The organism is Labedella gwakjiensis (genome assembly GCF_003014675.1).
Lineage (GTDB): Bacteria > Actinomycetota > Actinomycetes > Actinomycetales > Microbacteriaceae > Labedella > Labedella gwakjiensis.
Window position 1 is genome coordinate 635,587 of sequence record NZ_PYAU01000001.1, and the last position, 24,745, is coordinate 660,331.

General features: G+C 68.6%; 29 protein-coding genes and 2 tRNA genes. 11 read left to right on the forward strand and 20 right to left on the reverse strand.

What is annotated here, in order from left to right; translation table 11 throughout:
• Positions 1-95 precede the first annotated feature (95 nt).
• A complete protein-coding gene (locus tag CLV49_RS02855; protein WP_106564841.1) occupies positions 96-1,286 on the forward strand; it encodes a pyridoxal phosphate-dependent aminotransferase in 1,191 nt (396 codons plus the stop codon).
• 88 nt (positions 1,287-1,374) lie between these two features.
• Here the strand turns inward: CLV49_RS02855 and CLV49_RS18605 are convergent, their stop codons facing one another.
• The 7 genes from CLV49_RS18605 to CLV49_RS18105 form a co-directional block, all read right to left on the reverse strand.
• The gene (locus CLV49_RS18605; protein ID WP_208019914.1) at positions 1,375-2,739 is read right to left on the reverse strand and encodes a hypothetical protein; all 1,365 of its coding nucleotides are present in this window, start codon (positions 2,737-2,739) and stop codon (positions 1,375-1,377) included.
• 399 nt (positions 2,740-3,138) lie between these two features.
• On the reverse strand, positions 3,139-4,287 hold the full coding sequence (locus CLV49_RS02865) for a UDP-N-acetylmuramate dehydrogenase (protein WP_106562186.1): 1,149 nt from the start codon (positions 4,285-4,287) through the stop codon (positions 3,139-3,141).
• Complete coding sequence (locus CLV49_RS02870; RefSeq protein ID WP_106562187.1) at positions 4,284-4,721, reverse strand: MaoC family dehydratase; 438 nt, start codon at positions 4,719-4,721, stop codon at positions 4,284-4,286. The genes CLV49_RS02865 and CLV49_RS02870 overlap by 4 nt, the downstream gene beginning before the upstream one ends.
• A complete protein-coding gene (locus tag CLV49_RS02875; RefSeq protein ID WP_106562188.1) occupies positions 4,718-5,164 on the reverse strand; it encodes a MaoC family dehydratase N-terminal domain-containing protein in 447 nt (148 codons plus the stop codon). The genes CLV49_RS02870 and CLV49_RS02875 overlap by 4 nt, the downstream gene beginning before the upstream one ends.
• A 56-nt stretch (positions 5,165-5,220) precedes the next feature.
• Entirely contained in the window at positions 5,221-6,036 is an 816-nt protein-coding gene (locus CLV49_RS02880; RefSeq protein ID WP_424979059.1) for a sulfite exporter TauE/SafE family protein, read from the reverse strand.
• 79 nt (positions 6,037-6,115) lie between these two features.
• Positions 6,116-6,715 carry a histidine phosphatase family protein gene (locus CLV49_RS02885; RefSeq protein WP_106562189.1) on the reverse strand — a complete coding sequence of 200 codons (600 nt, stop codon included), beginning with the start codon at positions 6,713-6,715 and terminating at the stop codon, positions 6,116-6,118.
• A 9-nt stretch (positions 6,716-6,724) separates the two neighbouring features.
• Positions 6,725-7,120 (reverse strand): hypothetical protein, encoded by a 396-nt coding sequence (locus tag CLV49_RS18105; RefSeq protein WP_127054547.1) that lies wholly within the window; start codon positions 7,118-7,120, stop codon positions 6,725-6,727.
• A gap of 249 nt (positions 7,121-7,369) precedes the next feature.
• On the opposite strand from CLV49_RS18105, the gene CLV49_RS02895 reads away from it, so the two are divergent.
• A complete protein-coding gene (locus tag CLV49_RS02895) occupies positions 7,370-8,104 on the forward strand; it encodes a glutamine amidotransferase (protein WP_106564842.1) in 735 nt (244 codons plus the stop codon).
• Positions 8,105-8,114: 10 nt separating this feature from the next.
• Here the strand turns inward: CLV49_RS02895 and CLV49_RS02900 are convergent, their stop codons facing one another.
• Positions 8,115-8,489, reverse strand: a complete 375-nt coding sequence (locus CLV49_RS02900) for a VOC family protein (protein ID WP_106562191.1) — start codon at positions 8,487-8,489, stop codon at positions 8,115-8,117.
• 86 nt (positions 8,490-8,575) lie between these two features.
• Entirely contained in the window at positions 8,576-9,373 is a 798-nt protein-coding gene (locus tag CLV49_RS02905) for a DeoR/GlpR family DNA-binding transcription regulator (protein ID WP_106562192.1), read from the reverse strand.
• Between the two features lie 44 nt (positions 9,374-9,417).
• On the opposite strand from CLV49_RS02905, the gene galT reads away from it, so the two are divergent.
• From galT to galE, 3 genes are read left to right on the forward strand one after another with little or no spacing between them, the layout of a single operon-like run.
• Positions 9,418-10,530, forward strand: coding sequence for a galactose-1-phosphate uridylyltransferase (gene galT, locus CLV49_RS02910; RefSeq protein ID WP_106562193.1), 1,113 nt, complete (start codon positions 9,418-9,420; stop codon positions 10,528-10,530).
• A complete protein-coding gene (galK, locus tag CLV49_RS02915; RefSeq protein ID WP_106562194.1) occupies positions 10,527-11,696 on the forward strand; it encodes a galactokinase in 1,170 nt (389 codons plus the stop codon). The genes galT and galK overlap by 4 nt, the downstream gene beginning before the upstream one ends.
• 54 nt (positions 11,697-11,750) lie before the next feature.
• A complete protein-coding gene (gene galE / locus CLV49_RS02920; protein WP_106562195.1) occupies positions 11,751-12,713 on the forward strand; it encodes a UDP-glucose 4-epimerase GalE in 963 nt (320 codons plus the stop codon).
• Between the two features lie 82 nt (positions 12,714-12,795).
• Here the strand turns inward: galE and CLV49_RS02925 are convergent, their stop codons facing one another.
• A complete protein-coding gene (locus CLV49_RS02925; protein WP_106562196.1) occupies positions 12,796-13,737 on the reverse strand; it encodes a L,D-transpeptidase in 942 nt (313 codons plus the stop codon).
• 123 nt (positions 13,738-13,860) lie between these two features.
• Between CLV49_RS02925 and CLV49_RS02930 the strand changes: the two genes are divergently transcribed.
• The 4 genes from CLV49_RS02930 to CLV49_RS02945 all read left to right on the forward strand — a co-directional run bounded on the left by CLV49_RS02930 (position 13,861) and on the right by CLV49_RS02945 (position 17,835).
• Positions 13,861-14,475 carry a hypothetical protein gene (locus tag CLV49_RS02930; RefSeq protein WP_106562197.1) on the forward strand — a complete coding sequence of 205 codons (615 nt, stop codon included), beginning with the start codon at positions 13,861-13,863 and terminating at the stop codon, positions 14,473-14,475.
• 140 nt (positions 14,476-14,615) lie between these two features.
• Positions 14,616-15,320 carry a YcnI family copper-binding membrane protein gene (locus CLV49_RS02935; RefSeq protein WP_243696789.1) on the forward strand — a complete coding sequence of 235 codons (705 nt, stop codon included), beginning with the start codon at positions 14,616-14,618 and terminating at the stop codon, positions 15,318-15,320.
• A 123-nt stretch (positions 15,321-15,443) separates the two neighbouring features.
• Positions 15,444-16,058, forward strand: a complete 615-nt coding sequence (locus tag CLV49_RS02940; protein ID WP_106562198.1) for a TetR/AcrR family transcriptional regulator — start codon at positions 15,444-15,446, stop codon at positions 16,056-16,058.
• A 100-nt stretch (positions 16,059-16,158) separates the two neighbouring features.
• A complete protein-coding gene (locus CLV49_RS02945; RefSeq protein ID WP_106562199.1) occupies positions 16,159-17,835 on the forward strand; it encodes an MDR family MFS transporter in 1,677 nt (558 codons plus the stop codon).
• Between the two features lie 61 nt (positions 17,836-17,896).
• Here CLV49_RS02945 and CLV49_RS02950 read toward each other — a convergent pair whose 3' ends face one another.
• A complete protein-coding gene (locus CLV49_RS02950) occupies positions 17,897-18,385 on the reverse strand; it encodes a hypothetical protein (RefSeq protein WP_106562200.1) in 489 nt (162 codons plus the stop codon).
• Positions 18,386-18,999: 614 nt separating this feature from the next.
• On the opposite strand from CLV49_RS02950, the gene CLV49_RS02955 reads away from it, so the two are divergent.
• Entirely contained in the window at positions 19,000-19,311 is a 312-nt protein-coding gene (locus tag CLV49_RS02955; protein ID WP_106562201.1) for a hypothetical protein, read from the forward strand.
• Here the strand turns inward: CLV49_RS02955 and CLV49_RS02960 are convergent.
• Positions 19,292-19,597: a Dabb family protein gene (locus tag CLV49_RS02960; RefSeq protein ID WP_106562202.1), complete on the reverse strand. Its 306-nt coding sequence runs from the start codon at positions 19,595-19,597 to the stop codon at positions 19,292-19,294. The genes CLV49_RS02955 and CLV49_RS02960 overlap by 20 nt on opposite strands.
• A gap of 430 nt (positions 19,598-20,027) precedes the next feature.
• Positions 20,028-21,227 (reverse strand): AbiJ-NTD4 domain-containing protein, encoded by a 1,200-nt coding sequence (locus CLV49_RS02965; RefSeq protein ID WP_106562203.1) that lies wholly within the window; start codon positions 21,225-21,227, stop codon positions 20,028-20,030.
• A gap of 565 nt (positions 21,228-21,792) precedes the next feature.
• Between CLV49_RS02965 and CLV49_RS02970 the strand changes: the two genes are divergently transcribed.
• Positions 21,793-22,197, forward strand: a complete 405-nt coding sequence (locus CLV49_RS02970) for a hypothetical protein (protein WP_106562204.1) — start codon at positions 21,793-21,795, stop codon at positions 22,195-22,197.
• A gap of 137 nt (positions 22,198-22,334) precedes the next feature.
• Here CLV49_RS02970 and CLV49_RS02975 read toward each other — a convergent pair whose 3' ends face one another.
• The 7 genes from CLV49_RS02975 to CLV49_RS03005 form a co-directional block, all read right to left on the reverse strand.
• Complete coding sequence (locus tag CLV49_RS02975; RefSeq protein WP_106562205.1) at positions 22,335-22,583, reverse strand: cytotoxin; 249 nt, start codon at positions 22,581-22,583, stop codon at positions 22,335-22,337.
• Between the two features lie 14 nt (positions 22,584-22,597).
• Complete coding sequence (locus CLV49_RS02980; protein ID WP_106562206.1) at positions 22,598-22,957, reverse strand: hypothetical protein; 360 nt, start codon at positions 22,955-22,957, stop codon at positions 22,598-22,600.
• Complete coding sequence (locus tag CLV49_RS02985; protein WP_106562207.1) at positions 22,938-23,264, reverse strand: hypothetical protein; 327 nt, start codon at positions 23,262-23,264, stop codon at positions 22,938-22,940. The genes CLV49_RS02980 and CLV49_RS02985 overlap by 20 nt, the downstream gene beginning before the upstream one ends.
• A 12-nt stretch (positions 23,265-23,276) precedes the next feature.
• On the reverse strand, positions 23,277-23,621 hold the full coding sequence (locus tag CLV49_RS02990; RefSeq protein WP_127054541.1) for a hypothetical protein: 345 nt from the start codon (positions 23,619-23,621) through the stop codon (positions 23,277-23,279).
• A gap of 72 nt (positions 23,622-23,693) precedes the next feature.
• Positions 23,694-24,275 carry a hypothetical protein gene (locus CLV49_RS02995; RefSeq protein WP_106562209.1) on the reverse strand — a complete coding sequence of 194 codons (582 nt, stop codon included), beginning with the start codon at positions 24,273-24,275 and terminating at the stop codon, positions 23,694-23,696.
• A 263-nt stretch (positions 24,276-24,538) separates the two neighbouring features.
• A tRNA-Met gene (locus CLV49_RS03000) sits at positions 24,539-24,612 on the reverse strand.
• 27 nt (positions 24,613-24,639) lie between these two features.
• Positions 24,640-24,711, reverse strand: a tRNA-Thr gene (locus CLV49_RS03005).
• Between the last annotated feature and the right edge of the window lie 34 nt (positions 24,712-24,745).

Sequence of the window (24,745 nt, forward strand, 5' to 3'; positions counted from 1 at the left end):
GCACCGCCGCTCTCTCGAATGAAAAGTTCCTCCACTCGTGAAGATTCGAGCGCCGTCGACGTTTTCGGAGGCGGGTGGAGGGATACGGTGGACGGGTGACCTCGCGACTCTCCTCCAAGATCTCCGCCATCGCCGAATCCGCGACCCTCAAGGTCGACGCCAAGGCGAAGGCCCTCCAAGCGGCCGGCAGACCCGTGATCAGCTACGCGGCCGGGGAACCCGACTTCCCCACCCCCGAGCACATCGTCGAGGCGGCCCTCGTCGCCGTGCGTGACCCCAAGGCCCACCGGTACACCCCGGCGGCCGGCCTGCCCGATCTCCGCGAAGCCGTTGCGGCGAAGACCCTCCGAGACTCCGGCATCGCCGTCGAGCCCTCGCAGGTGGTCGTGACCAACGGCGGCAAGCAGTCGGTGTACGAGTCGTTCCAGGTGCTCCTCGACCCGGGCGACGAGGTCATCGTCCCCACGCCGTACTGGACCACCTACCCCGAGGCGATCGCCCTCGCCGACGGCGTCACCGTGCCCGTCTTCGCCGACGCCGACGCCGGCTACCTCGTCACCGTGGAGCAGCTCGAGGCCGCGCGAACAGACCGCACGAAGGTGCTCCTCTTCGTCTCGCCGTCCAACCCGACGGGGGCCGTGTACTCCGCCGAGCAGACGCGCGCCATCGGCGAGTGGGCACTCGAGCACGGCATCTGGATCATCAGTGACGAGATCTACCAGAACCTGACGTACGGGGAGCGTGCCATCTCGATCCTCGAGGCCGTGCCCGAGCTCGCGAAGCAGACCCTGCTCGTCAACGGCGTCGCCAAGACGTACGCGATGACCGGCTGGCGGGTGGGGTGGACGGTCGGTCCCGCCGATGCGGTGAAGGCGCTCGCGAACCTCCAGTCGCACCTGTCCGGCAACGTCAACAACATCGCGCAGCGCGCAGCGATCGCGGCCCTCACCGGTCCGCAGGACGCCGCCGAGGAGATGCGGCAGGCGTTCGACCGCCGGCGCCATCTCATCATCGAGGAGTTCGCGAAGATCGACGGATTCCGCACCCCCACGCCGGACGGCGCGTTCTACGTGTACCCCGATGTCTCCGCCCTCCTCGGGCGCGAATGGGGCGGCCGCACGATCGAGACCTCCCTCGAGCTCGCCGACTACATCCTCGACGAGGCCGAGGTCGCAGCCGTCCCGGGCGAAGCGTTCGGTCCGTCCGGTTACCTGCGGTTCAGCTATGCGCTCGGCGATGAGCAGCTCGTGGAGGGGGCACGTCGCCTCGCCCGTCTCTTCGGCTGAGGCGCGCCCTCGCTGCACCGACGAAAGTGCGGGCTGTCATCGTCGATCCGATCGATGACAGCCCGCACTTTCGTCGTCGGGAGAGGGATCAGCCGGTCGTGACGGTGACCGCCTCCACGACGTCGTCGAACAAGGACGGGTCCTCCGAGGTCTCGCACGAGAGCGCGAACGAGAGGTACGTTCCGGAATCGGCGAACACGCGGGTACCGATGAGGAAGTAGGCGTCGGCTCCGTCCTCGGTGACGTAGTCGACCTCGCTCGTCATGAACTCGATCTCCGTGCCGTCCTCGGTGAGAAGTGTCACCGTGCCGCCGGTCTCGATGACCTCGGCGACGTCGTAGCCGTCGGCGAGCCCCTCGGCGTCGCTCTCCACCGTCTCGAGGGTCACGGTCTCGTCGCCGCCCTCCTCGTCCGTGTCGCCAGGAGTCCCCGAGTCGACGATCGTGTCGAACGAGCACGCGCGGGAGTTCGACACCCAGACGTCCTGACCATCGTCGTCCGTGACGGTCTGCTCCCAGCTGCTGGGAAGCTCGACCGACAGGTCGGGATCGGCCTCGAAGACGCCGTACTCGTCGAGCGAGATGACACCGTCGCTCGCAGCATCGGTCGGCGTGGGGGTGGGCGTCTCCGATTCGATCGGCGCCTCGGACTCCGTGCCTCCCGATCCCTCGTCGGTCGAGCCCACGGGCGCCAGAGCGCTCGTCACGATCAGGACGACGACCACGACGAGGGCGATGAGCGCCAGCACACCGACACCGATGATCGCCCACACCCACCCGGGGAGCCCCTTCTTCTTCGGGGGCTGCGGCGGCTGGCCGCCGCCGTAGCCGTAGCCGCCGTACGGCGGCTGGGCCGGCGGGGTCCCGTATCCGGGCTGTTGTGCGGGCGGGTAGGCGCCGGAGTTTCCGTACCCACCCGGCTGCGGCGGCGGCTGGTTGTAGGCCGGAGGCGGGACGGGTGCGCCCCCGTTCGCCGAGTCGTACGACCCAGACTGGCCGTAGGGCGCCTGCTGACCATACGAGGGCTGCTGGCCGTACGGGTTCTGCTGGCCATACGGGTTGTGCTGGCCATAGGGGTTCTGCTGGCCGTGCGAGGGCTGCTGACCATAGGGGTCCTGCGGGCCCACCTGATCCTGCGGCGGGTACTGGCCCGGGCCGAAACTCGTGGCTTGCGACGGCTGCTCCGGCGCCGATGGATACGCCTCGGTCGGATACGCCTGAGTCGGTGTTCCGTGAGCGGGGTACGCGGACGTCGGCGGAGCGGCCTCGTACGACGGCGGCTCGGGTGTGGTCGGAGGCGCGGGTGCCGCAGGGTACTCGGGGGTGGCCGGCCGCTCTGGAGCCGCCGGCGGTTCCGGCGCACTCGGAGCGCCGGGCAGGCCGGGCGACTCGGGGCGGGAGGGCTCCGGCGCCGGGGTCGACCACGGCGCGGGCTCCGGTTCCGGGGTCGGCACGGGCTCCGGTTCTGGCGTCGGCTCGGGTTCTGGAACAGGGGACGGTGCGGGCTCCGGAGCCGGCTCCGGGTCCGGGGTCGCCGTGTGTTCCGGGCTCTGGTCAGCTGGGGCCGTGTCACGCCCGGGAGGCGGAGGAATAGGCGGCACGCTCGGGCCCTGAGGAGGCTGGGGCGGTTCGTTCCCCGGTGAGGACGGCGGCTGCGGAGGCCAGGGCGGTGGCTGCGACATCGGAATTCTCCTCCTCGATCAGGACGAGGTCGAGCCTATCGAAGCGGACGGAGTACGGAAGGGGGTCGACGACCCCCTTCCACGACCCGTCCTCCTTGTGGGAATCGGATCGAGCAGCTACTCGATGTCGGCTCCTCGAGGTGATGCTCCGCCTGCTCCTCGAGCTCGGATTCAGATGTCGAGGTCCACGACGACGGGCTCCGGACGGAGCAGCACCCCGAACTCCGATTGGACACGGGCCTGGACGTACCGGGCGAGAGCGGCGACGTCCTCGCCGGTCGCACCCCCACGATTGGTGAGGGCGAGCGTGTGCTTCGTGGAGATCCCTGCACGAGATCCCGGCAGGGTGAAACCCTTGTGCACTCCGGAGTTCTCGATGAGCCAGGCGGCGCTGAGCTTCACGAGCCGCTCCTGCTCGTCGGTAGGGGCCGGCGGGAGGTCGAAGCCCTTCGAACCGTCGAGCGGGAGTACGGTCACCGGCTCCTCCACGTCGCCCACGGGCCAGCGGGGGGCGTCGGCGGGCAGAGAGGCGGCGAAACGCTCCGACACGATCGGGTTCGTGAAGAAGGACCCGGCGCTCCACGTGTCGGGGTCGCCATCGTCGAGGACCATGCCCTTCGACGCTCGGAGCGCGAGAACCGCGTCACGCACGGCCCTCACCGGTACACGGTCCCCGAGGCTCACCCCGAGGGCCCCCGCGAGCTGAGCGTAGGCCACGGGGCCGCCGAGGCCGTCCGTGGTGCGGACCAGATCGAGGTCGATCGACACCACGACGGCCTCACGCTCGGCGGGAGCGCCGCCGTGCCGCTTCAGGACCGACGTGCGGTAGCCGAGTTCGAGGTCGGAGGACGGCACGTGCGATAGGAGGCCGGTCGAGCGGTCCATCAGTTCCACGGAGGCGAGGACGGAACCGATCTCGGCTCCGTAGGCTCCGATGTTCTGGATGGGCGCAGCGCCGGCAGAACCGGGGATTCCGGAGAGGGCCTCGATCCCGCCCAGTCCGGCGTCGACGGCGAAGGCGACGACACCGTCCCACGACTCGCCTGCCTGAACGCGTAGGCGCACGACGCCGTCGGGGAGCCCGTCGGCCTCGACGACGTCGATGCCCGTCGTGCGCAGAGCGATCGCGATGCCCGGGAATCCATCGGGTCCGACGAGGAGGTTCGACCCGCCGCCGACGACCATCCAGTCGTCATAGCGGCGCCAGCCGTCTTCGAGAGCCGCGAAGAGCTCCTCGCGCGTCGTCGCCTCCACGAACTCGGCCGCCTCGCCGCCCACGCGGAACGTGGTGAGGGAGGAGAAAGGCGTCACGGCGGTCATCCGAGGTGGACGCGCACCTGCGCCTTGCCGAGCACGGTGGTGCCGTCGACGGAGACCGTGAGGTCGAGGCGTGCCGACGACTCCTCGGGGAAGAGGGCCCCGACCTTCGCCGAGACCGTCACCGAGACACCGTCCTGCGGGTCGACGACGACGGGCCGGGTGAACCGGACCTGGTAGTCGGTGACGCGACCGGGGTCGCCCACCACGTCGACGACCGGCTGCACGGCGAGGCCCATCGTGAGCATCCCGTGCGCCAGCACGCCGGGCAGGCCGACGCTCGCGGCGACGTCGTCGCGGTAATGGATGGGGTTGAAGTCACCGGACGCACCCGCATAGCGGACGAGAGTGTCGCGGGTGAGCGTGTATTCGCGCTCGGCGACGACATCGCCGACGGCGAGCGTGTCGATACCGAGGCCTGCCGGCTGCGTAGTCATTCGTCCCCCCTGACGACGAGAGTGGAGATGGCCGTGACGACGTGGACGCCGTCCGGGTCCGTCACGGTCGTCTCGGCCGTGACCATCGAGTGCGCACCGAGCGACTTGACGCTCGCGACGCGCAGGGTCGCGGTGAGCTCGTCGCCCGCGACGATCGGCCGACCGAAGGTGAAGCGCTGGTCGCCGTGGACGACACGCGTGAAGTCGATCCCGGCGTCCGGTTCGGCCAGCAGCTGCGCGAGCGTCGCCTCCTGGATGACGACGGCGAAGGTCGGGGGCGCGACGACGTCGGCATAGCCGGCGGCGCGAGCGGCCTCGGGGTCGACGTGGAGCGGAGAGGTCGCGAGGACGGCACGAGCGAACTCGCGCACCTTCTCCCGACCGACGAGGTATGGGGCGACGGGAGGGAACTCCCTGCCCTGGATCGCGGGGTTCACAGACACCCCCTCAGCCTACAGCGAGCGACGTCCGGACCCCGAAGCCGAGGCGTTCCGCGGGGTCAGGCCTCCGACGCCTCCCGGCGGGCGCGGCGCCGCGCCCGCACCATGTCCGAGATCATGCGCGCCGCGATGAGGACGAGGAAGACGGCGAAGAGGACGTTCGCCACCTCGGGCGCGAGGGCACCGGCCACGAGAGCACCGACGGTGGTCGTCGTGCAGGCCGCAACGCCCACGACAGAGGCCGCCAGGAGGTCGACGTTCTTGCGACGAGCGTTCCCGATCGTGCCAGAGAGCGCCGTCGGGATCATCATGAGCAGCGACGAGCCCTTGGCGATGAGGTCGCTCGATCCGAAGAGCAGGATGAGCATCGGCACGACGACGACGCCTCCGCCGATCCCGAGCAGACCGGAGAGCACACCCGTGATGAGACCGAGAGCGACGAGCCCCACGATCAGGCCGACGGAGAGCTCGATGCCCTGGTCACGCGACGGCACGACGAGGAACAGCTGAACCACGACCACCAGCAGGAAGGCGATGAAGCCCCACTGGAGAACGGCCTTCGGAAGGCGGCTGAGGAGCCACGACCCGATCTGGGCGCCCACCACCGCACCCGCGGCGAGGATGAGGGCCACCACCACATCGACGTGGCCCTGGATCGCGTAGGTCACCACGCCGACGATGGCGGTCGGAAGGATCGCGGCGAGCGAGGTGCCGGCAGCCAGACGCTGCTCGAAGCCTGCGAGGATCACGAGGGCCGGCACGATGATGATGCCACCGCCCACGCCGAAGAGTCCGGACATGAAGCCGGCGACGAGACCGATGAGGATCAGGAAGGTGATGGTCCGGGGGGAATGACGGGTCGGCACCCGCCCTATTGTCCTCCATCGTTCGCGGTCTGCGGACTCTCGGACGACCACCCGCGCCGGTTCACATCGCTCGGCGGAACGGGAGAGGTCAGCGAGCGGCCGGCGACGGGTGACCGATGCGCGTGGCCGCTTCGACGCCCTCGACGGTGAGCTCCGCGTCCACGAGGATCCACTCGTCGTCGACGTGGTCGAGCTCCACGATGGCCGTATTGGGCAGAGGACCGACGACTGTGCCGGTCACGAAGCCGACGGTCAACCGGATGAGTGTGCCGTGGCTGACGGCCAGGACGTTGCGACCAGGGAAACGATCCTCGATCGCTGCAAGGGCCGCCGCACCGCGGGCCTGAACCTCGGTCTCTAGCTCCATGCCCGGGTACTGGCGATCAGGCCAGTTCTCGCGCACCTTCTCGGCTGTGGCCCCTTCGGCCTCGCCGTAGCCGCGCTCGACGAGCTCGGGGATCGACGGTCCGAGTTCGAGCCCGAGTCCGGCGGCGAGGATCTCGGCCGTCTCGCGCGCGCGCGACAGAGGCGAGCTCACGACGATGTCCCACTGCGAGGCGTCGAGACGGTCGATGATGCTGCCGGCCTGCGCTCGACCGGTGTCGTTGAGCGGCACGTCCGTCGATCCCTGGATGCGGAGTGCGGCGTTCCAGTCGGTCTGGCCATGTCGGATGAGGGCGATCGGCATGCTCCGAGCCTACGCGACCGGCAGGACGAGTCCTCGCTCGGCGAGGCGTCGCTCGGCCTCTCGCCGCTCGCGGCGGGAGCCCAGCACGGGCGCCGCAGCGATCCGCGCCGTCGCCGCCTGACGGACGCGCGGTGCATCCTGGCGGGGATCACCCTCCTCCGACGCGACCCACGGCGCCCGAACGAGGGGTGCCGGTTCACGGACGAGCGGGACCGGATGAATGGTCTCGGTGTTGCGGACCACCGCGATGCTTCGCGCGCGTTCCGCACGCGGAGGCGGCACGATGTGCGGGCCGGTCGCGACGGGAGTCAGCGCTCGCTCAGACGGGCGCCGCCTCCGGGTCGACCGCCAGGTGCGCAGGGCGGGTCGATAGCGAATGGACTCGACGGGTCGATTGCTTTCCATGAGATCCTCCCCCAAGGCTCGCCTCGACGCTCGGGACACGTCCCGACATACGTCATGTGCAACGGCTACCGCGGTCCCCCGACCTCGGACGATCTCCTCGTCGACCCGTCGGGGTCGGCGTGCACATCGGCTCTCATGTCCGATTATGTCGGAAAGGCGACAGCGTGCGTCGACCCAGAACGCGGGGGCGTACACGGCGGGGGTGATCGACGCCGCGTTCGGGGGTCGGAGCGGCGCTACTCTGGGCGGATGCGACCGTTCCTCCTCCTCACCACGCGCGTGGAGGACGAGACGGCTGCCAACGAGTACGAGTTGTTCGTCGAGCTCACAGGGTTGCTGCCGAGCCAGCTCGCCCACCACCGTCTCGACGTCGCGCCGCTTCCTCCCACGTTCGACCTCGCGGACTACTCGGGGGTCTTCCTCGCCGGGAGCCCGTTCACGTCGACGGATCCCGTGGAATCGAAGCCGGCCGTGCAGTTGCGGGTGGAGAGGGAGCTCGACGAGCTGCTCGGTCTCGTCGCCGCCCACGACATCCCGTTCTTCGGCGCCTGTTACGGCATCGGCACCCTCGGCCGGCACGCCGGCGCCGTCATCGACCGCACGTACGGCGAGCGCTCGTCGGCCGCGGCCATCCGCCTGACGGATGAGGGCGCAGCTGACCCGGTGTTCGGGGTCCTGCCCACGGAGTTCGACGCGTTCGTCGGCCACAAGGAGGCGATCGCCGTCCTTCCTCCCGACGCCGTACTGCTCGCGACGGGCGACGCGTGCCCCGTGCAGGCGTTCCGGATCGGCGCGAATCGCTACGCCACCCAGTTCCACCCCGAACTCACCGTGGAGGCGATGGTCGAGCGGGTGCTGACGTACTCGACCCACGGCTACTTCGACCCGGCCGAGACGGCCGCCGTCGCCGAACGCGTGGCCGCGGCCGATGTGGCCGCCTCGCACCGTGTGCTGCGGGCGTTCGCGGAACGCTACGCGCGCTGACGGCCCTCGACTACGCGTCGCTGCTCTCGATCACCGAGAGGATGTTGCCGGCCGGATCGGTGAACCACGCGATGAGCGGACCACCGGCCCGCATGATCCCGAGATCGTCGACGCCGCCGTATCGCTCGAACTCCACCCCGCGATCGGCGAGTTCGCGGACGGCGGCCTCCACGTTGTCCACGGGGAAGTTCAGGATCGTGAAGGACGCCGGTCGGTGCGCATCACCCTTCGGGTAGACGAGGATGGGCTGTCCCTGGTGGATCTGCAGGAACAGCATGCCGTTCTCCTCGCGGACGTCGAGGCCGAGGACGTCGGCGTAGAACGCGCGCGCCGCGGGGATGTCGTCCACCGAGAAGCCGCTGAAGGCTGGGGTCGTCTTGAACATCGTCGTCCTCCGATCGATAAGGTGACGGCTTCGACCTCACCGTCACGAGGAGGGTACATCCGGCGCGCGCGGCCGACCAGAGGCGATCAGGCGCGAGTGACCGAGAGGTCGAGCGCGGCGAACTCCTCGAGCGCTCCGGCGGGGGCCGACGCACTCGTGATGAGCACATCGACCTCCGAGAGCCGCGCGATGCGACCGAGGTGCACGTTGCCGAGCTTCGAGCCGTCCGCGATCACCGCCGTCCGTCCGGCGCGTTCCACCATCGCGCGCTTCACCTCGGCCTCCGGCAGATTCACGTTCGTGACGCCGGCCTCGGGGTGCACGCCGTTGCATCCGATGATCGCGAGGTCGGCGTGGAGGTCGTCGAAGAGCCGGAGCGCCATCGGGTTCACGAGGGAGTGCTGGAGAGGACGGAGCGCTCCGCCGGTGACGAGCACGGTGAATCGCGGGATGGCCGGCTCGAGCGCGAGGGCGATGTTGAGTCCGTTGGTCATGACGACGACGTCGGTGAGGTCCTCGCGTTCGGCGAGGGCGACCGCGACAGCGTTCGCCGTTGTGCCGACGTCGAGGAAGACACTCTGACCGGATGAGACGAGCGCAGCCGCCGCCCGGCCGATGGCCCGCTTCTCCCTCGCGAACGCGTCGGAGGCCTGCTCGAACGAGGGTTCGGCGACGGGCCCGAGGGCTGCGACCGCTCCCCCGTGCACGCGGCGCACCGACCCGATGGCGGCGAGGGCGTCGAGATCGCCGCGCACGGTGACGTCGGACACGCCGAACGACGAGCCGAGGTCGGAGACGCGGACGAAGCCGCGATCGCGCACGATGTCGAGGATGCGCTCGCGGCGGACGTCGGCGGGAAGGGGTGCTCCGACAGATTCCGACATTCTTCAACCTTGCTTTGCTTGCGTTTGCTTGTCAATATGAAAGCATGCCGATCCTTCCCCACGTCGTCCTCACCGATGGCGTCGTCCGTCGCGACGACACCCTGGCCGATGGCCGCGACCTGTTCTACTACGACGACCCGGGCTCGACCCTCCCCATCGAGCGTGCGAGCGACGCCCGCACGCTCGACCCCCGTCCCGCCACCGCCTCGATGCGCCGTGACCCGCTCACGGGAGAGTGGATCTCGATCGCCTCCGCTCGGCAGAACCGCGTGTTCCTGCCGCCGGCCGACCTCGACCCGCTCGCACCGGCCAGCCCCACGAACCCGTCCGAGGTGCCTGACCGATACGACGTGGCCGTCTTCGAGAACCGCTCCCCCTCTTTCGGACCCGCAACCGCCGATGACGTCGACGCTCCCGGCGAGGTCGCCGCGGGCATTGGTGCGAGTCGCCCGTCGGTCGGGCGCTGCGAGGTCGTCTGCTTCAGCCCGGAACACGAGGGTTCCCTCGGCAGCCAGCGTCCGGAGCGGCTGCGCACCGTCGTCGAAGCCTGGGCCGACCGCACGGCGGCCCTCTCGGCCGTCCCCGGGGTCGAGCAGGTGTTCGCGTTCGAGAACCGCGGTGAGGCGATCGGCGTCACGCTGCGCCACCCGCACGGTCAGATCTACGCCTACCCGTACGTGACCCCGCGCACCCAGCGACTCGTCGCGTCCGTCGAGGCGCACGGACCGAGCCTCTTCGAGGACATCCTCGCGTTCGAGCTCGCCTCGGAGCGCGTCATCATCCGCGGCGAGCACTGGAGCGCGTACGTGCCGTTCGCCGCGCGCTGGCCGCTCGAGCTGCACGTGATGCCGCACCGCCACGTCGCCGACCTGTCCGAGACCGACTCGGCCGAGCGCGCGGAGCTCGCGGACCTCCTGCCGCGCGTCCTCCAGGGCATCGACGCGATCTACGGAGACCCAACCCCGTACATCGCCGCGTGGCACCAGGCGCCCGTGCACCACCACCGCGACATCCGGCTGACACTGCAGATCACCTCGCCCCGGCGAGCGCCGGAGCGACTCAAGTACCTCGCGGGGTCCGAGAGCGCCATGGGTGCGTTCATCGGCGATGTCCTGCCCGAGACGCAGGCGGCAGCCTGGAAGGAGGCCGTCCGATGACGAGCACCACGATCGACAACGAGGCGACCCGCCTCTTCGCCGCGCAGTTCGGCGGTGAGCCCGACGGCGTCTGGTCGTCACCCGGCCGCGTCAACCTCATCGGCGAACACACCGACTACAACGACGGCTTCGCCCTTCCCTTCGCGATCGACCACCGTGCCGTCGTGGCCGTGCGGCTGCGGTCCGACGACCGCGTCGCGATCGTGTCGACCTTCGACGGCGAACCCGTCGAGGCGGACCTGGCATCCCTCGACGGTTCACAGATCTCCTCATGGGCCGCCTATGTGTTCGGCATCGTCTGGGCTCTCGGCGAGGACCACGGCCGCGACCGCCTCACCGGATTCGAGCTCGCGCTCCACTCCGACGTCCCCGTCGGCGCCGGCCTGTCCTCCTCCGCCTCCATCGAGTGCGCCACGGCCCTCGCTCTCGACGAGCTCTGGTCCCTCGGGGCCTCGCGCGCCTCGCTCGTGCTCGCGGGGCAACGAGCTGAGAACACCGTCGTCGGCGCGCCCACGGGCATCATGGACCAGACGGCGTCGCTCTTCGGGGAGACGGACTCGGCGGTCTTCCTCGACTGCCGCACGCAGGACGCCGTGCCCGTTCCCCTCGGTTTCGCCGAGGCCGGCCTCCAGGTGCTCGTCGTGGACACGCGTGTGTCCCACGACCACGCGACCGGCGGTTACGCGAGCCGGCGGGAGGCATGCGAGCGCGCGGCTGCGGCTCTCGGCGTACCGGCCCTCCGCGATGCGACCCTCGACGACCTCCAGTCCGCCCTCGCCGACGGCCGGTTGGACGACGAGACGTTCCGTCGCGCCCGCCATGTGGTGACGGAGGACGACCGCGTGCTCGCGACCGTCCGGACGCTGCGCGAGTCGGGGGCGCGGGCCATCGGCGAACTGCTCGACGCCTCGCACCGTTCGATGCGCGACGACTTCGAGATCTCCGTCCCCGAGATCGACGCGGCCGTCGACGCCATGCGCGGAGCGGGCGCCGTCGGCGCCCGACTCACGGGCGGAGGCTTCGGCGGGTCGGCGATCGGCCTCCTGCCGGTCGAGCGCGTCGCCGACGCCACGGACGCGGTCCGCCGCGCCTTCGCGGACGCCGGTTACACCGAGCCGCGGATCTTCACGGTCTCCCCCTCCGCGGGCGCCCGCCGGGACGGCTAGCGTGGCCACCGGACGACCATCCTCTTCGAACCGCACGAGACGAACGGAAGCATCATGACGTGGTTGATCACCGGCGGAGCCGGATACATCGGGGCGCACGTCGTCCGCGCCTTCGCGGCGGCCGGTATCCCGACGGTCGTCCTCGACGACCTCTCGAGTGGGCACCGCTCGTTCATCGCGGACGACCAGGACTTCGTCGAGGGCACCCTCCTCGACGTCCCTCTCCTCGACCGGGTCTTCTCCGAATACAGGTTCACAGGCGTCGTCCACATCGCGGGCTACAAGTACGCCGGCGAGTCGGTGAAGAAGCCCATCCACACGTACGAACAGAACGTGACGGCCACGACGAACCTCCTCGCCGCGGCCGAGCGCGCGGGCGTCTCGCGCATCGTGTTCTCCTCGAGCGCCGCCGTCTACGGCACCCCTGACGTCGACCTCGTCACCGAGACCACCGAGACCCGCCCGGAATCGCCGTACGGCGAGACCAAGCTCATCGGGGAGTGGCTCCTCCGCGATCAGGGCACGGCCACCGGCCTGCGCCACACGAGCCTGCGGTACTTCAACGTCGTGGGGTCCGCGTCGCCCGACCTGCGCGACACGAGCCCGCACAACCTCTTCCCCCTCGTGTTCGCCGCTCTCGCCGATGGCCGTGTCCCGCGGATCAACGGCACGGACTACCCAACTCCCGACGGCACGTGCGTTCGCGACTACGTGCACGTCGCCGACATCGCGGAGGCCCACGTGCGCGCGGCCGAGCGGCTCACGGGTGACGCGTCGATCGAACCCGTCTACAACCTCGGGAGCGGCGACGGCGTCTCGGTCCGGCAGATCATGGACGGCGTGGCCCGCGTGACCGGCGTCGATTTCGAGCCGGAGATCACCGACCGGCGCCCCGGTGATCCTGCGCGGATCGTGGCGAGCGGGGAGCTCGCCGCCCGCGACCTCGACTGGCGCATGCGCCACTCCCTCGACGAGATGATCCGCAGCGCCTGGGAGGCATCCACCACCGCCCCCTGACCCCACCAACACCCCAAAAAGATCGCGATACACCACGGAATTCCGTGCGGTATCGCGATCTTTTTGGGGTATTGGTGGGGGGTCAGGGGAGGACGCGGACCGTGGTGCCCGGGGGAACCTGGGTGAGGCGATTGATCGCGTCGGTCCCCACCCGGATGCAGCCGTTCGAGATCTGCCCCGTGTGGGTGTCGTGGTAGTGGAACGCCGTGATGGCCACGTCGATGCCGCCGAAGCCGTCGAGGGTCGACGACTGCACCGCGAGGTACACGATGGGATGCCCCCGCGTGTAGGCGAGGGACGACGCCGTGCGCACCATCATCACGAAGGTGCGACCGATCGGCGTCGGGGTCGCCTCCGTGCCCCACGCGAACTCGCCCGGCACACGCTCGCGACCGGAAGCCGTCACGATGTCGATCGTGCCGGCCGAGATGCTCACCTCGATCGTGGTGTCGAGCGGCGAGATCTGGACGTCGGCCGCGCGGAGCCACCCCGTGAGCTGCCCTGACGTCCCCTCGGACGGGAGCCCGGAGCGCCCGACGAGAAGCACCCGCACCCAGTGCCGCTCGCGCTCGATGATCGGCACGATGCTGCCCTCATAGGGAAGCGAGTACGGGAGCGCGGCGACAGGCTCCTCCCCCGGCTCGGCGAACACGGGGGCACCGGCCGGGACCGGTCGCGCGACCTCCCCCGTCGTGCCGCCCTCGGGATCGTCATCGACGGGGAGTGCGGGGATCACGGCGAACACGTCGACCGTCGGGAGCCCCGCGAGGTCGTAACCGCGATCGTCGAGCGCGTGCCCCGTGGGGGTGGGCGTCGGTGTCTGCATCGGCGTCGGCGTCGCCGAGCGGGCCACGGGTCGGGGTTCCGCATCAGAACCGAGGAACCGGACCACGACGACCACGGCCACGATCGCGACGACGGCGACCATCGAGACGACGAGGATCCACAACCGACGGCGCGGAGCGGGTGTGCCGGACTCGTCCGGCGTCGTCCCCCCGTCCGCTCTCGTCTCGTCCCCCGTCACGGTTCCATGCTGCGGGTCGCCGAGGGCGAGCGCAAGGCGGGCACCGACCTCTCACCCGGAAGTCCACCCACGAAGAACAGACCCCGAGGAACGGGTACCGTTGAGATCGGAGGACCCCGACCCATGCATTCGCGCACCGATCGGCTGGCCCGCGGCACGGTCGCGGCCGGTATCGCGACGTTCGTCGCTGCGCTCTCGCATGCCGCCGGGGGCGGGACGTTCCCAGCGCCTGTCCTCCTCGCCGTGGCTTTCGTCGTGAGCGTCGGATGGTGCACGGCCGTGCTCGGCCGCCGATTCTCCTGGGCACGCGTCTCGGTGTCCGTGATCGCGTCTCAGGCGCTCTTCCACGGCACCTTCGGTCTCGCCGGCTCGACGGATGCGCACATCGTCGCGCAGTCGAGTGCCCACTCCGCCCACACGGGAGGCACGACGCTGACCATCGTGCAGGACGCCGCGGAGCACGCGCATGCCGGAACACCGATGGTGTTCGCGCACGCTGTCGCCGCCCTCGTCACGATCATCGCGCTCCGTCTCGGCGACAGCTCCTCGCTCGGGATCGCGGCGCTCGCGCGTCTCGTGGCCTCCGTGGTCGCCGTCGCGGCGGTCGTACCCGTGCTCCTGCCGTCCGGCCCGACGCGCGTCCGGCCGGAGGGCAGCGGGTTCCGCCCTGCTCGCGTCGCGGACCTCCTCGGGGGACTGCGTCACCGCGGTCCTCCGCCCGTCGTCACCGCCGCGTAGATCGACCGACGCCCGCTCGTCCGAGCGAGGCCGACGTCTCCGCATGCGTTCCGTGGTGCGCAGACGCGCGCCACGCTCCCTCGACGAGCCGTCGGGCAGGCGCCTTCTGCGCGCCCGACACATCCTGAAAGACGACAGCAATGACCTCACGTTCCACCCTGCCCACCCGTCCCTCCGCCCGCGTCCTCGCCGTCGGAGGCGTCGCCGGTCTCGCCCTGGTCTTCGCGGCGCCGCTCGCCGCGAGCGCGCACGTGGGCGTGACGCCCGACACCACGGCCGCCGGTTCGTACGCGAACCTGACCTTCGCGGTGCCGCACGGCTGCGACGGATCGCCGACCACCGAGATCCGCATCACGATCCCGGAGTCGGTCATCACGGTGACGCCCACGGTGAACCCCAACTGGGACGTCGCCGAGGTGCCGTCCGAGAGCGACCCCGACTACACGTCCGCCGTCGTGTACACCGCGAAGACGCCGCTCGCGGACGGACTACGCGACACCTTCACCCTCTCGGTCCCCCTGCCCTCGGGCGAGGCCGGGGACGTCCTCGAGTTCCCCGTACTCCAGACCTGCGAGGTCGGTTCGACCGAGTGGGATCAGGAGACCGTCGCGGGTGAGGAGGAGCCGGAGCACCCGGCGCCGGCCATCGTGCTCACCGCTGCAGAGGCGGATGGCGGCCACGGACACGGCGCCATGGAATCGACCGACGCGGATGACGGCACCACGAGCGCCGATTCCGCGGACCCCGCCGTCGGAACGGCGATCGGACTCGGCGCGGCCGGACTCGTCGTTGGCATCGCGGGAGTGGCGCTCGCACTCTGGGCGCTGCGCCGTCGCTCCGCCTGACACGTGTGATCCCCGGGACCCTCCGCGCCTCGGCGCGGAGGGTCCCTTCGTGTTCGCTGAGAGCGACCCGCTCTCCGAAGAAAACAACTTGCACTACATCGCCATCAGCGCAAACATGCACTTATGAGCGAAAGTGCAATGGGAGTGCGTGAGCGCCGCAAGTCCGAGACGACGAGGAGCCTCGTCGTCGAAGCCCGGCGTCTCTTCTCCCAGCACGGGCTCTCCGGCTTCACCGTCGAGGAGCTGTGCGACGCCGTCGGCGTCTCCCGTCGCACCTTCTTCAACTACTTCGCCTCCAAGGACGACGCCGTGATCGGCGTCGCCATCCGCGATACCGAGGACGAGCTCGACGACGCCTTCGTGGCCGGCGGGAACCCGGAACAGGATGCTCTCTCCCCCACCCTGTTCGACGACTTCGTGCAGCTCCTCGTGGACCGCTGGAATCGCTCGGACGTGGACACGGGCGGGATGCGCGGTGTCGCCGAGTCGATCAAGCACGAGCCCCGCCTGCTCGCGCGCATGATGGAGCTCGCGATGCGCGACGAGGCGATGGACATCGCCCTCGTGGAACGCCGCGAGGGACTGCAGCCGGGCGACCTCCGCGCAGCCAGCACCGTTCATCTGGTGATCGCGTTCGCCCGGCCCAGCGCGATGGAGTTCCTGAGCGCGGACAACACCGACCCCCTCGACGAGATCTTCCGACGCCGCATCGCCGCGGCTCGAGTCGTCCTGAACTGACCCGGCATCGACGCCACATCGCCTCAGCGGCACCGCTGAGGCGAGGCGACGCCATTGCCATCCCCCGACGAACCGAACACCACCGAGAACGGACAACGACATGACCACGACAGCCGGCGCTCCCGCGCCGTTCCTCCTCACGCAGAGGCGGATCTGGATCATCTTCAGCGCGCTCATCGCGGGCATGCTGCTGTCGAGCCTCGACCAGACCATCGTCTCCACGGCGATGCCGACGATCGTCGGCGAGCTCGGCGGTGTGGACCACCAGGTGTGGATCACGACCGCGTACCTCCTCGCGACCACGATCGCGATGCCGATCTACGGCAAGTTCGGCGACGTGCTCGGCCGGCGGAACCTCTTCCTCATCGCCATTGCGATCTTCACCGTCGCGTCCATCGGCGCGGCGTTCGCCGGCGACTTCTGGTCGTTCGTGGTGTTCCGGGCGATCCAGGGCCTCGGCGGCGGCGGACTCATGATCCTCGCCCAGGCGATCATCGCGGACATCGTTCCCGCGAACCAGCGCGGAAAGTACCTCGGCCCGCTCGGTGCGGTCTTCGGCCTGTCCGCGATCGCCGGCCCGCTGCTCGGCGGCTACTTCGTCGACCACCTCACGTGGCAGTGGGCGTTCTACATCAACATCCCCGTGGGCATCGCGGCGTTCATCATCGGATTCGTCGCTCTCAAGCTGCCCACGAAGAAGGCGACCAAGAAGATCGACATCCTGGGCATCGTGTTCCTGTCGATCGCCACGACGACCCTCATCTTCTTCACCGACTTCGGTGGCGACGCCGCCTACGGCTGGAACTCGATGGCCACGTGGGCATGGGGCATCGGCTTCGTGATCGCCGTCGCGGCGTTCATCCTCACCGAGGCACGCGCCGAGGACCCGGTGATCCCGCTCGGGCTGTTCCGCAACCCGATCTTCGTGAACGCCACGGCGATCGGCCTCACGCTCGGCATCGGCATGTTCGCGGCGATCAGCTTCATCCCGACGTTCCTGCAGATGGCGTCCGGCACGTCGGCCGCCGAGTCCGGGCTGCTCATGCTCCCGATGATGGGCGGGCTCATGCTCACCTCCATCGGCTCCGGCATCCTCATCTCGAAGACCGGCCGGTACAAGATGTTCCCGATCGTCGGCACGCTGCTCACCGCTGCGACCCTCGTCGCGATGACGACCCTCACGGGTGACACCCCGATCTGGCTCATCTGCGTGTACCTCGCCTTCTTCGGCGCGGGGCTCGGCCTCATCATGCAGGTCGTCGTCCTCGTGGTGCAGAACGCGGTGCCCGCCGCCCAGATCGGTACCGCGACGAGCACGAACAACTACTTCCGCGAGGTGGGAGCGAGCCTCGGCGTCGCCGTGTTCGGGACGCTGTTCACGACACGGCTCACGGAGAACCTGACGACCGTGTTCGCGAACGCCGGAGCGGACGCGGAGGCGGCGGCGAACGCCACGTCGACGCTCGACCCGCAGACGGTCGCGACCCTTCCGCAGGCGGTGCAGGACGGCATCGTGACGGCCTACGCCAATGCTCTCGCCCCCGTGTTCTGGTACCTCGTGCCGTTCATCGGTCTGGCGTTCATCCTGTCGCTCTTCCTCAAGCAGATCCCGCTGTCGAGCGAGTCGGGGCTCGTGGCCCGCGGCGAGGCCATCGGCGGTGCGGAGGCCGAGGAGCTGGAGGCGGCCCAGCGCGGCGGCCGCACAGCCGTTCCCGTGACGGCGGGCGTCCCGACCGCGGGAGCGGACGACGATCGCCCGGAGCGCGACGGGCGGTAGGACCCGAGCATGACGGAGGGCCCGGTGGAGCAGTCGCTCCACCGGGCCCTCCGTCATTGCGTCAGCTGCAGAGCGTCGCGAGCTCTTGAGCCGACGTCTGCACGTCCGTCACGGCGCTCGTGAGGCCGGATGCCGCCGCCATGTCGCCGTCGACGAGCACCGACGAGACGACGTCGCGCAGCGCGATGAGGTCCTCGTAGACAGTGGAGACGGCCGTCTTCACCTCGTTGTTGCTCACCGAGTCGGCGGCTGCGCCGATCGCCTCGGCGGTCTCCGTGAACGTCTGGACGGTGCCCTGCGGGTCGTTGGCCGCATTGGACATGTCGATGTCGGAGACGGCCGTGGTGGCGTCCTCGATCTTCGACTGCACGGACGAGCACGCGTCGGCGACCGACTGGTCCGACGCGGGGGCCTCCGCGGGAGCGCTCGACGGGGCCGAGCTCGCGGAGGCGGAGGCGGACCCGGCGTCCGAGCTCGGCGCACTCGTGCACGCAGCGAGACCTAGGACGGCGGCTCCGGCGATCGTCCAGGCGGCGATGGTCTTCTTCATTGGTTGTCCTCCCTCGGGCGCGACGGCCGCACCCCCCCCGGCCCGAGCGTCGTCGGCACCGCCCTCCACGCTAGCGGCATCGCGTGACGCGTCCCTGATCATGCGAGCGTCAGGATCAGGACCACCCACGCTGCGCTCACAGCCGCGAGAAGACAGACGAGGCCACTCACGGCGACGGTCCACGCCTGCCGAGGTGGAATGGTCACCGCAGGTTTCCTCATGAGTATCACCCCGCCCCGGGGATGTCGGCGATGGGGGGACGCGTCCCGCGGTCGGGCAACCGCGGGACGCGAGGCGATGCGCTCGCGCGACAGACGCGCAAGCGAACACCACCAGTCCTGAAGGCCGAGGAACCCGGACGGCACCGAGCCTTCAGGTCGAGCGCACCTCGAGGTCGCGGAGGGGTCGCGACCTCGAGGTGCTGTTCGAGGGGGACGGACATCGCGCGCCACCTCGGGGTCACCGGGGCGTGGACTCTGCTCGTCATGGATCGATCGTGGCGCGCGCGGCTATGCGTGGGGTTGGGACGTCCATTGGGTATCCCATGAGACCCCGACGTATCACCGGCGCACGACGGCGGCCGATCGACGGCCCATGCACCCTAGGGTGAGACTGTGACGAGCTCCTGGACCACGCGCGATCGGATCATCGGGATCGTGCCAGCGATCATGGCGATCGTCGGACTCGTGATGTTCGTGATCGCCATCACGACCCCCGTCTCGTTCGGGTGCTTCGCCTACGCCGAAGTCCCCGATGAGGTGCTCACGTCGAGCAGCTTCTTCCTCCTGACACCCATGGGAGCGATCGGCGCAACTCTGCTGGCGATCGGTCTCATCGGCATCGTGTTCATCCTCGGGACGATCCGGAGCGAAGCGCGCCGGTACCGGCCACGCCGACTGACGCCCGTCAGGGGCGGTGCACGGTGACGAAGTCGAGTTCCTGGAACGAGGCGACCTCGGATGCCCATGTCGACGCGACGAACTCCCGGTGACGGGGGTCCGCGTCGTAGGCCTCGTATGCGACCCGGTCGTCGAAGCGCATGGAGAACTGCCACCGGAAGTCGCTCTTCGGACTGACCTGCCGGTTGATCTCGAAGTCCTGCACACCGTCGATCGCGGTGAGCGTGACTCGGGCACGGTCGAGGAAGTCGCCCTCCTCCGCGGAGTCGGCCGGGTGGACGAGAGCGAAGGAGACCGTGTGCTGGAACGACATGAACGTGTTCCGTTCTGTGTGGAATGGGTGAGCGGTCGGAGTGCCGCGCACCGAGCGTATGACAAAGGCCCGGCGAACCGGGCCTTCATGTTGTAGCAGGAGCGGGGCTCGAACCCGCGACCTCACTATTAGCAGGACCACAGTGCCGCAGGATGCCGTACGGTGCCGTCCGACCGCTATCTCGCTGTACGTCGCCGGCGACACCCTCATGTACTTCGGCACCATCTGGGTCAACGGATCACGGGAGAGGATGTACGTCTCCGTCACCGACGGGGCACCCGAGGACGCGCTCGACATGATGCGACGTGACCCTGCAAGATCGGGTAGATCGCAACAAAGAGCGCGATGGGGACTCCGAGAAGGGCTGCCCAGTCACCGATGTCCTTCATGCGGACACCCTATCGACGTTCATGCGTGAGGCTCGGTGGAATCAGGTTGCCGCTTTGACCTTCGCTAGGAAGTTCACGAAGGCTGACGATGTCACGAGGAAGTAGCTCGCTAGGGCCTCGTCGACTTCCTCGTCACGAACGATGGCGTGGCGGATCCCCGCTGCGTTGCTCGTGTATCCGTAGAGCTTGTCCCAACCGCCGCGGAGCGCGCCGTGGACGTTGTACCCCTGACGCTCGAGCTCCTTCAGCCCTTCAGAGAGGACATTCTTGCCCGTCATCTCGCGCACAGCCGCTTCGACCGCGTTCACGCTTTCATGGACAACCTTCGCGTATTGCGGATTTCCGCGATCCGCGAGAAGGGATAGGGCGCGCTGAAGGTGAAGGCGAACCCCAGGCAGGTCCGTTCCAACTGCCTCCTCGATCGCGGTTACTTCTGTCTCGTCTGTTACGGGCACCAGCTCACGATCGACAAATCGATATCCGACCAGGTAGTGCTCAAACTCACTGTTGTAGGTACCGACGGCATCGTCGACGATGTTGGCCTCGACTTTGACGAGCCGGGTGATCAGCCCGTCAACCGCATCAAGAACGTCCAGCGAGTCGCCTTTGAGGATGGTCTCACGGACTCGACGCCACATCGTCTGATTGCTGCCCATTTCGTCCAGCGGCAACTCAAAATGCTGCGACCACATGCCCGCGGCTATCGACCGTCCTTGCTGGCGGAGCCCGGAATATGCAGCTTCCTCAAAGTGGTCGCGAATACGTAGGGTGACGTTCCAGATCGCGTTTCGGGTGGGCTCATCAAGCTCATCGATCTGGAGTACCGAACGTGGCTCACGTCGCCCGATCCGTTCGCTGAACTTCGCCATGCGTTGAGAGTAGCGGTGCCAGGCCGCAAGCTCATCGCGATGCTGGCGCACGAACGCCCGCAAGTCTCGCCGCACAAGCTTCGCCAGCCCCTCCTTGAACCCGTACCGGTACCGGAGCCGCGACTGGGCGAGCTTCCGTGCCTGCAGCCTCTCCTCGAGAGATGCCATCCGCGCGGCGGTGTGCTCCTCGTGCGACAGCCCTCGCGCCACGAGCACCCGCATGGTGGCTTCCCACGCCCTGTTCTCGGCCGTGTCGACCTCGAGGGTGTCGAGCTGGAACATGAGCGCCGAGAGGGCTCGCCAAGCGTCCTCGTCATTCTGGATGGGCCAGCGTCCGCGGAGCGAGTCAGCGAGCAGAGTGGCCGCGTCCACCGTCGAGCCTCTCCCTCTTCACGCTCCATGAGAGCGCCCGGCGTGTTCTGCCGCTGCGCCCGGCCCAACCCACGCTTCACGCGCCGGCCAAGCTCCTGCAGCATCTCGAGAGTAGCCGTCTGCCGCTCCGCATCTGACATGACTGCCGCCTCGATACGAGCCTTCTCGGTCTTGTGCCACTCGTGAACCTCGTCGAGCTCGCGCGCCTCGGCCTTCGCCCGTTCGCGCCCATCTGCTCCCGGCAACGGCGTCTCCACAACCATGTCGACCGCTGAGCTCGAAGAGATGAGAGCAGAGCGCCAGGCGGCCCGCGAGGGCCGGGCCCCAGCATCATCCAGACCGCCACCAACACCTCATCTAGGAGAACCACCTGACCGACACCACCATCACCCCCGAGCAGGAACTCGAGCAGCTCGAGCAGGATGCGATCGACGGGAAGCCCGTCACGCCCGCGCAGCTCGCCGAGGCTCGCGCGAAGATCGACCTCGTCGGATTCGTTCGGCGAGGCAAGGAGAAGCGCGAAGAGGCCGCGGCCGAGAAACGAGCCGCCGCAGCCCGCGCAGAGGTGAAGAAGATCGTCTCCGGATCCCTCGACGGAGCCGACGACAAGATGCTCGCCGCGTACGACACCGCCGTGGCCGCGCTCGAGGGTCTCTACGCCGCACACGCCGCGTACCAGGGCAAGATCACCGACGCAGCCACCACCCTCGACCGCGCTGGTATCCGCGCCCCAGGCTTCGCACACGAGCCGAAGCCGGATCACTTCGACCCGGACTTCTTCCCGTCGTTCGCCTACGGCGGCGTCGCCTCAGCGGTCCGTGTCGACGGCACCACCCACGCGGCGGGCGACGTCGACAGGTGGGTCCGGCAGGCCGTCTATGGCGTCCTGTGGAACCACTACGAGACGCAGAACCTCGCCGGTAAGATCGGCACCGACTCGGCCCCGACGCTCCTCGAGAACCGCGGCTGACGCAGAACTGCTTGCCGCTCCATCCCTGACGGCCACGGCCGGGAGCGGGGAGCACGCGATGTACTCCTGGTACGTCTGAGCCCCCTCTCTCACTTCGGTGAGGGCGGGGGCTCGTTGTCGTTGCCGAGTCGTCGGCGTCAGGGGTTCCGGTACAGCATGTCGTGATTGCAGTTGTTGCGTAGAACGATCGTGCCCTTGTCCCAATGGAACGTGATGCGATTGGCCTTATCGATATAGGCCTCCCAGACGCCGTCGACGCCTTTCATCTTGTGCGTTTGGAGACCTGGATGGCGGGGGTTCTCGACGAGCCGCAAGATGCATTCGTCGATGGCCGATCGCATCTCTTCGGTCTTCTTCTTGTACCGCCGCTTGAAGTTCGCAGGCACCCGGTATGGGTGACTCACTCGTCCTCGTGTAGCCAGTCGAGGACGGCATCTGCGGAGTCGAACTCCTCGAACTCGCCGGTCTCCAGTTCGTGGAGCGCGCGAGCCTCTTCGCTTTGCCAGTCCTCGGTCCAGTAGTAATCCTGAGGAAGTCCGATACCTGCGGACGTGCCGATCCCGGCGCTTTGGACGTTGATGGCGAGCCGCGGCGCAGCAGAAGAGGCGGATATGGATTCGGTAAGGAGGTCGTCCGATGAATATCCGCGTGCCACAAGGCGCATGGGCTCCGCCACAACCGTGGCGGCCATTGGCGGCGTGGCGACGAGGAGGAACGAGACGGTGAGACCGATACGTGGGTCAGTCTTCGGCGGCGCCATCGTTGTCCTCCCCCAGGGTCCTGTTCAGCAGACGCTGCAGCTCGCGCAGACGTCCGGCGGTGAGAAAAAAGTGCCCGACGGGCACGACGGGCAGGACCGTCGACTCCATGACATCGCGAACCTTCTCGGCATCAGGGTCAATGATGATGGGCGGCGAGACGTGTCCGAATGTGAGGAAGAACCCGTCGGGGTTGCCTGTTTCGCTGTCAGGCGCGCCCTGGATCGCCATCTGGTTCACGGGTACCGGAACCGACGACGGATCATTCGCCCACTGGATGTGCAGCTGGGCGGAGAGAAGTTCTGCCATATTTCGAGTATGTCAGACCGAATCGGGGGTAGGGACCCCCATATCCAGGGCTGCTCGCATCCCTGCTGCGGCTTTGTACGCCCCGAACGCGTCTTGACCCTGCACCACGGTGTCGGGCACGGTCACGTCGTAGAGCACAGCGGCGTTTGCCTCGTGCAGCGTCCAGTAGTAGCCGATGAGACGTCGCTCTTCCGGCACGATCGACCATGTGATGACTCGGTACTGCTCGATCGTCGGCCCGCCGTCCATAGGTGTTCGGCGAACGAGACGGATCTCAGCCTTTGGGAGTACGGGGTCGTTGCGCATGCAGACCCACATGCGTCGTTCGACGCGGATGGGCTTGGGGAGGCCGGACACTGTGCTCCTCTCTCGGGGAGCGCGCCGGCCCGCGCAGCAGCAGCCTAGAACTCAGCCACCGACATCCGACAGTCAGTCGTCGAGGTCGGATAGCTCATCGCTGAGCTCGAGCTCCCACACCGTGTCGAGACCGTCGTCAGGGTGATACGACCAGGACACCTCGATGGAACCCCAGTCGGTGTCCCATTCATCCGTCTGGCGCCCGTCCAGCGCCCGGGTGCTCTCCATCAGCGAGCGCGTAGCCGAGGACCCTCCCACCTCGTCCAGCACACAGAACACCTCATCGATTGTCGCGGCCTGGATCGATTCGAGGAACGCGAGCGACGAGTTGTCGATGGTCATCGTCTGCCCCTCGTCGGTGATGCTGACGCCGTCTTGAGCAGTGAGGCCGCATGCGTCCTTCGCGTCGCGGAACGTGTCGAGTGCTGCATCTCGCTCCGCGACGAGAGCGGCCGCTCGCTTCTCCTTCGCTTCCGCCTCTGCCTGCGCCGCAGATGAGGCAACTACAGCAGCGGTGATTCCGCCCAGGAGAACGACGCCCGCTGCGATGCTGCCGACGATGATCGCTGTTCGCCTCCGGTTCGGAGGTGCGGGCAGTGAACCGGTTGCACCTGACGTTTCGGGCGACGGCGACGGCGTTTCGGGTTCGGTCATGGACGGTTCCTCTGTTCGGGTCGCCCGAGCATAGCGAGAGGATGCCGAGCACGTAGCTCCCCAGAGCGAGGGGCGCGAGCTGCCCGCGTAGGGTGGACGGCGTCGGGCAGGGTCGGCCTAAATGAGCCGTGGCCTCCCTGCAGGACCTGTCTGGCACGGCCGAATCCACCTTCTCTGCGGGGAAAGTGCGGGGTTAGTGCGGGGTCGGGCCTGATCCACTGGCATCGAGGCACAAAAAAACCCCGGCTGACCGGGGCTTCTTGTAGCAGGAGCGGGGCTCGAACCCGCGACCTCACGATTATGAGTCGTGCGCTCTTACCAGCTGAGCTACCCTGCCGCATGTCTCCGCGTCCGCGGAACTGCGAGCCCCGAGTCGGGTTTGAACCGACGACCCCTTCCTTACCATGGAAGTGCTCTACCACTGAGCTATCGGGGCGTGACCACCGGAATGGCACCAGTCGAGGATAGCA

Excerpts from the sequence above, each read along its gene's own strand:
- CLV49_RS02865 (WP_106562186.1), bottom strand. The coding sequence starts at position 4,287 with ATGACCGCCGTGACGCCTTTCTCCTCCCTCACCACGTTCCGCGTGGGC.
- CLV49_RS02870 (WP_106562187.1), bottom strand. The coding sequence starts at position 4,721 with ATGACTACGCAGCCGGCAGGCCTCGGTATCGACACGCTCGCCGTCGGC.
- CLV49_RS02885 (WP_106562189.1), bottom strand. The coding sequence starts at position 6,715 with ATGCCGATCGCCCTCATCCGACATGGCCAGACCGACTGGAACGCCGCA.
- CLV49_RS18105 (WP_127054547.1), bottom strand. The coding sequence starts at position 7,120 with ATGGAAAGCAATCGACCCGTCGAGTCCATTCGCTATCGACCCGCCCTG.
- CLV49_RS02895 (WP_106564842.1), top strand. The coding sequence starts at position 7,370 with ATGCGACCGTTCCTCCTCCTCACCACGCGCGTGGAGGACGAGACGGCT.
- CLV49_RS02900 (WP_106562191.1), bottom strand. The coding sequence starts at position 8,489 with ATGTTCAAGACGACCCCAGCCTTCAGCGGCTTCTCGGTGGACGACATC.
- CLV49_RS02905 (WP_106562192.1), bottom strand. The coding sequence starts at position 9,373 with ATGTCGGAATCTGTCGGAGCACCCCTTCCCGCCGACGTCCGCCGCGAG.
- galT (WP_106562193.1), top strand. The coding sequence starts at position 9,418 with ATGCCGATCCTTCCCCACGTCGTCCTCACCGATGGCGTCGTCCGTCGC.
- galK (WP_106562194.1), top strand. The coding sequence starts at position 10,527 with ATGACGAGCACCACGATCGACAACGAGGCGACCCGCCTCTTCGCCGCG.
- galE (WP_106562195.1), top strand. The coding sequence starts at position 11,751 with ATGACGTGGTTGATCACCGGCGGAGCCGGATACATCGGGGCGCACGTC.
- CLV49_RS02930 (WP_106562197.1), top strand. The coding sequence starts at position 13,861 with ATGCATTCGCGCACCGATCGGCTGGCCCGCGGCACGGTCGCGGCCGGT.
- CLV49_RS02935 (WP_243696789.1), top strand. The coding sequence starts at position 14,616 with ATGACCTCACGTTCCACCCTGCCCACCCGTCCCTCCGCCCGCGTCCTC.
- CLV49_RS02940 (WP_106562198.1), top strand. The coding sequence starts at position 15,444 with ATGAGCGAAAGTGCAATGGGAGTGCGTGAGCGCCGCAAGTCCGAGACG.
- CLV49_RS02945 (WP_106562199.1), top strand. The coding sequence starts at position 16,159 with ATGACCACGACAGCCGGCGCTCCCGCGCCGTTCCTCCTCACGCAGAGG.
- CLV49_RS02950 (WP_106562200.1), bottom strand. The coding sequence starts at position 18,385 with ATGAAGAAGACCATCGCCGCCTGGACGATCGCCGGAGCCGCCGTCCTA.
- CLV49_RS02960 (WP_106562202.1), bottom strand. The coding sequence starts at position 19,597 with ATGTCGTTCCAGCACACGGTCTCCTTCGCTCTCGTCCACCCGGCCGAC.
- CLV49_RS02980 (WP_106562206.1), bottom strand. The coding sequence starts at position 22,957 with ATGGCGCCGCCGAAGACTGACCCACGTATCGGTCTCACCGTCTCGTTC.
- CLV49_RS02985 (WP_106562207.1), bottom strand. The coding sequence starts at position 23,264 with ATGGCAGAACTTCTCTCCGCCCAGCTGCACATCCAGTGGGCGAATGAT.
- CLV49_RS02995 (WP_106562209.1), bottom strand. The coding sequence starts at position 24,275 with ATGACCGAACCCGAAACGCCGTCGCCGTCGCCCGAAACGTCAGGTGCA.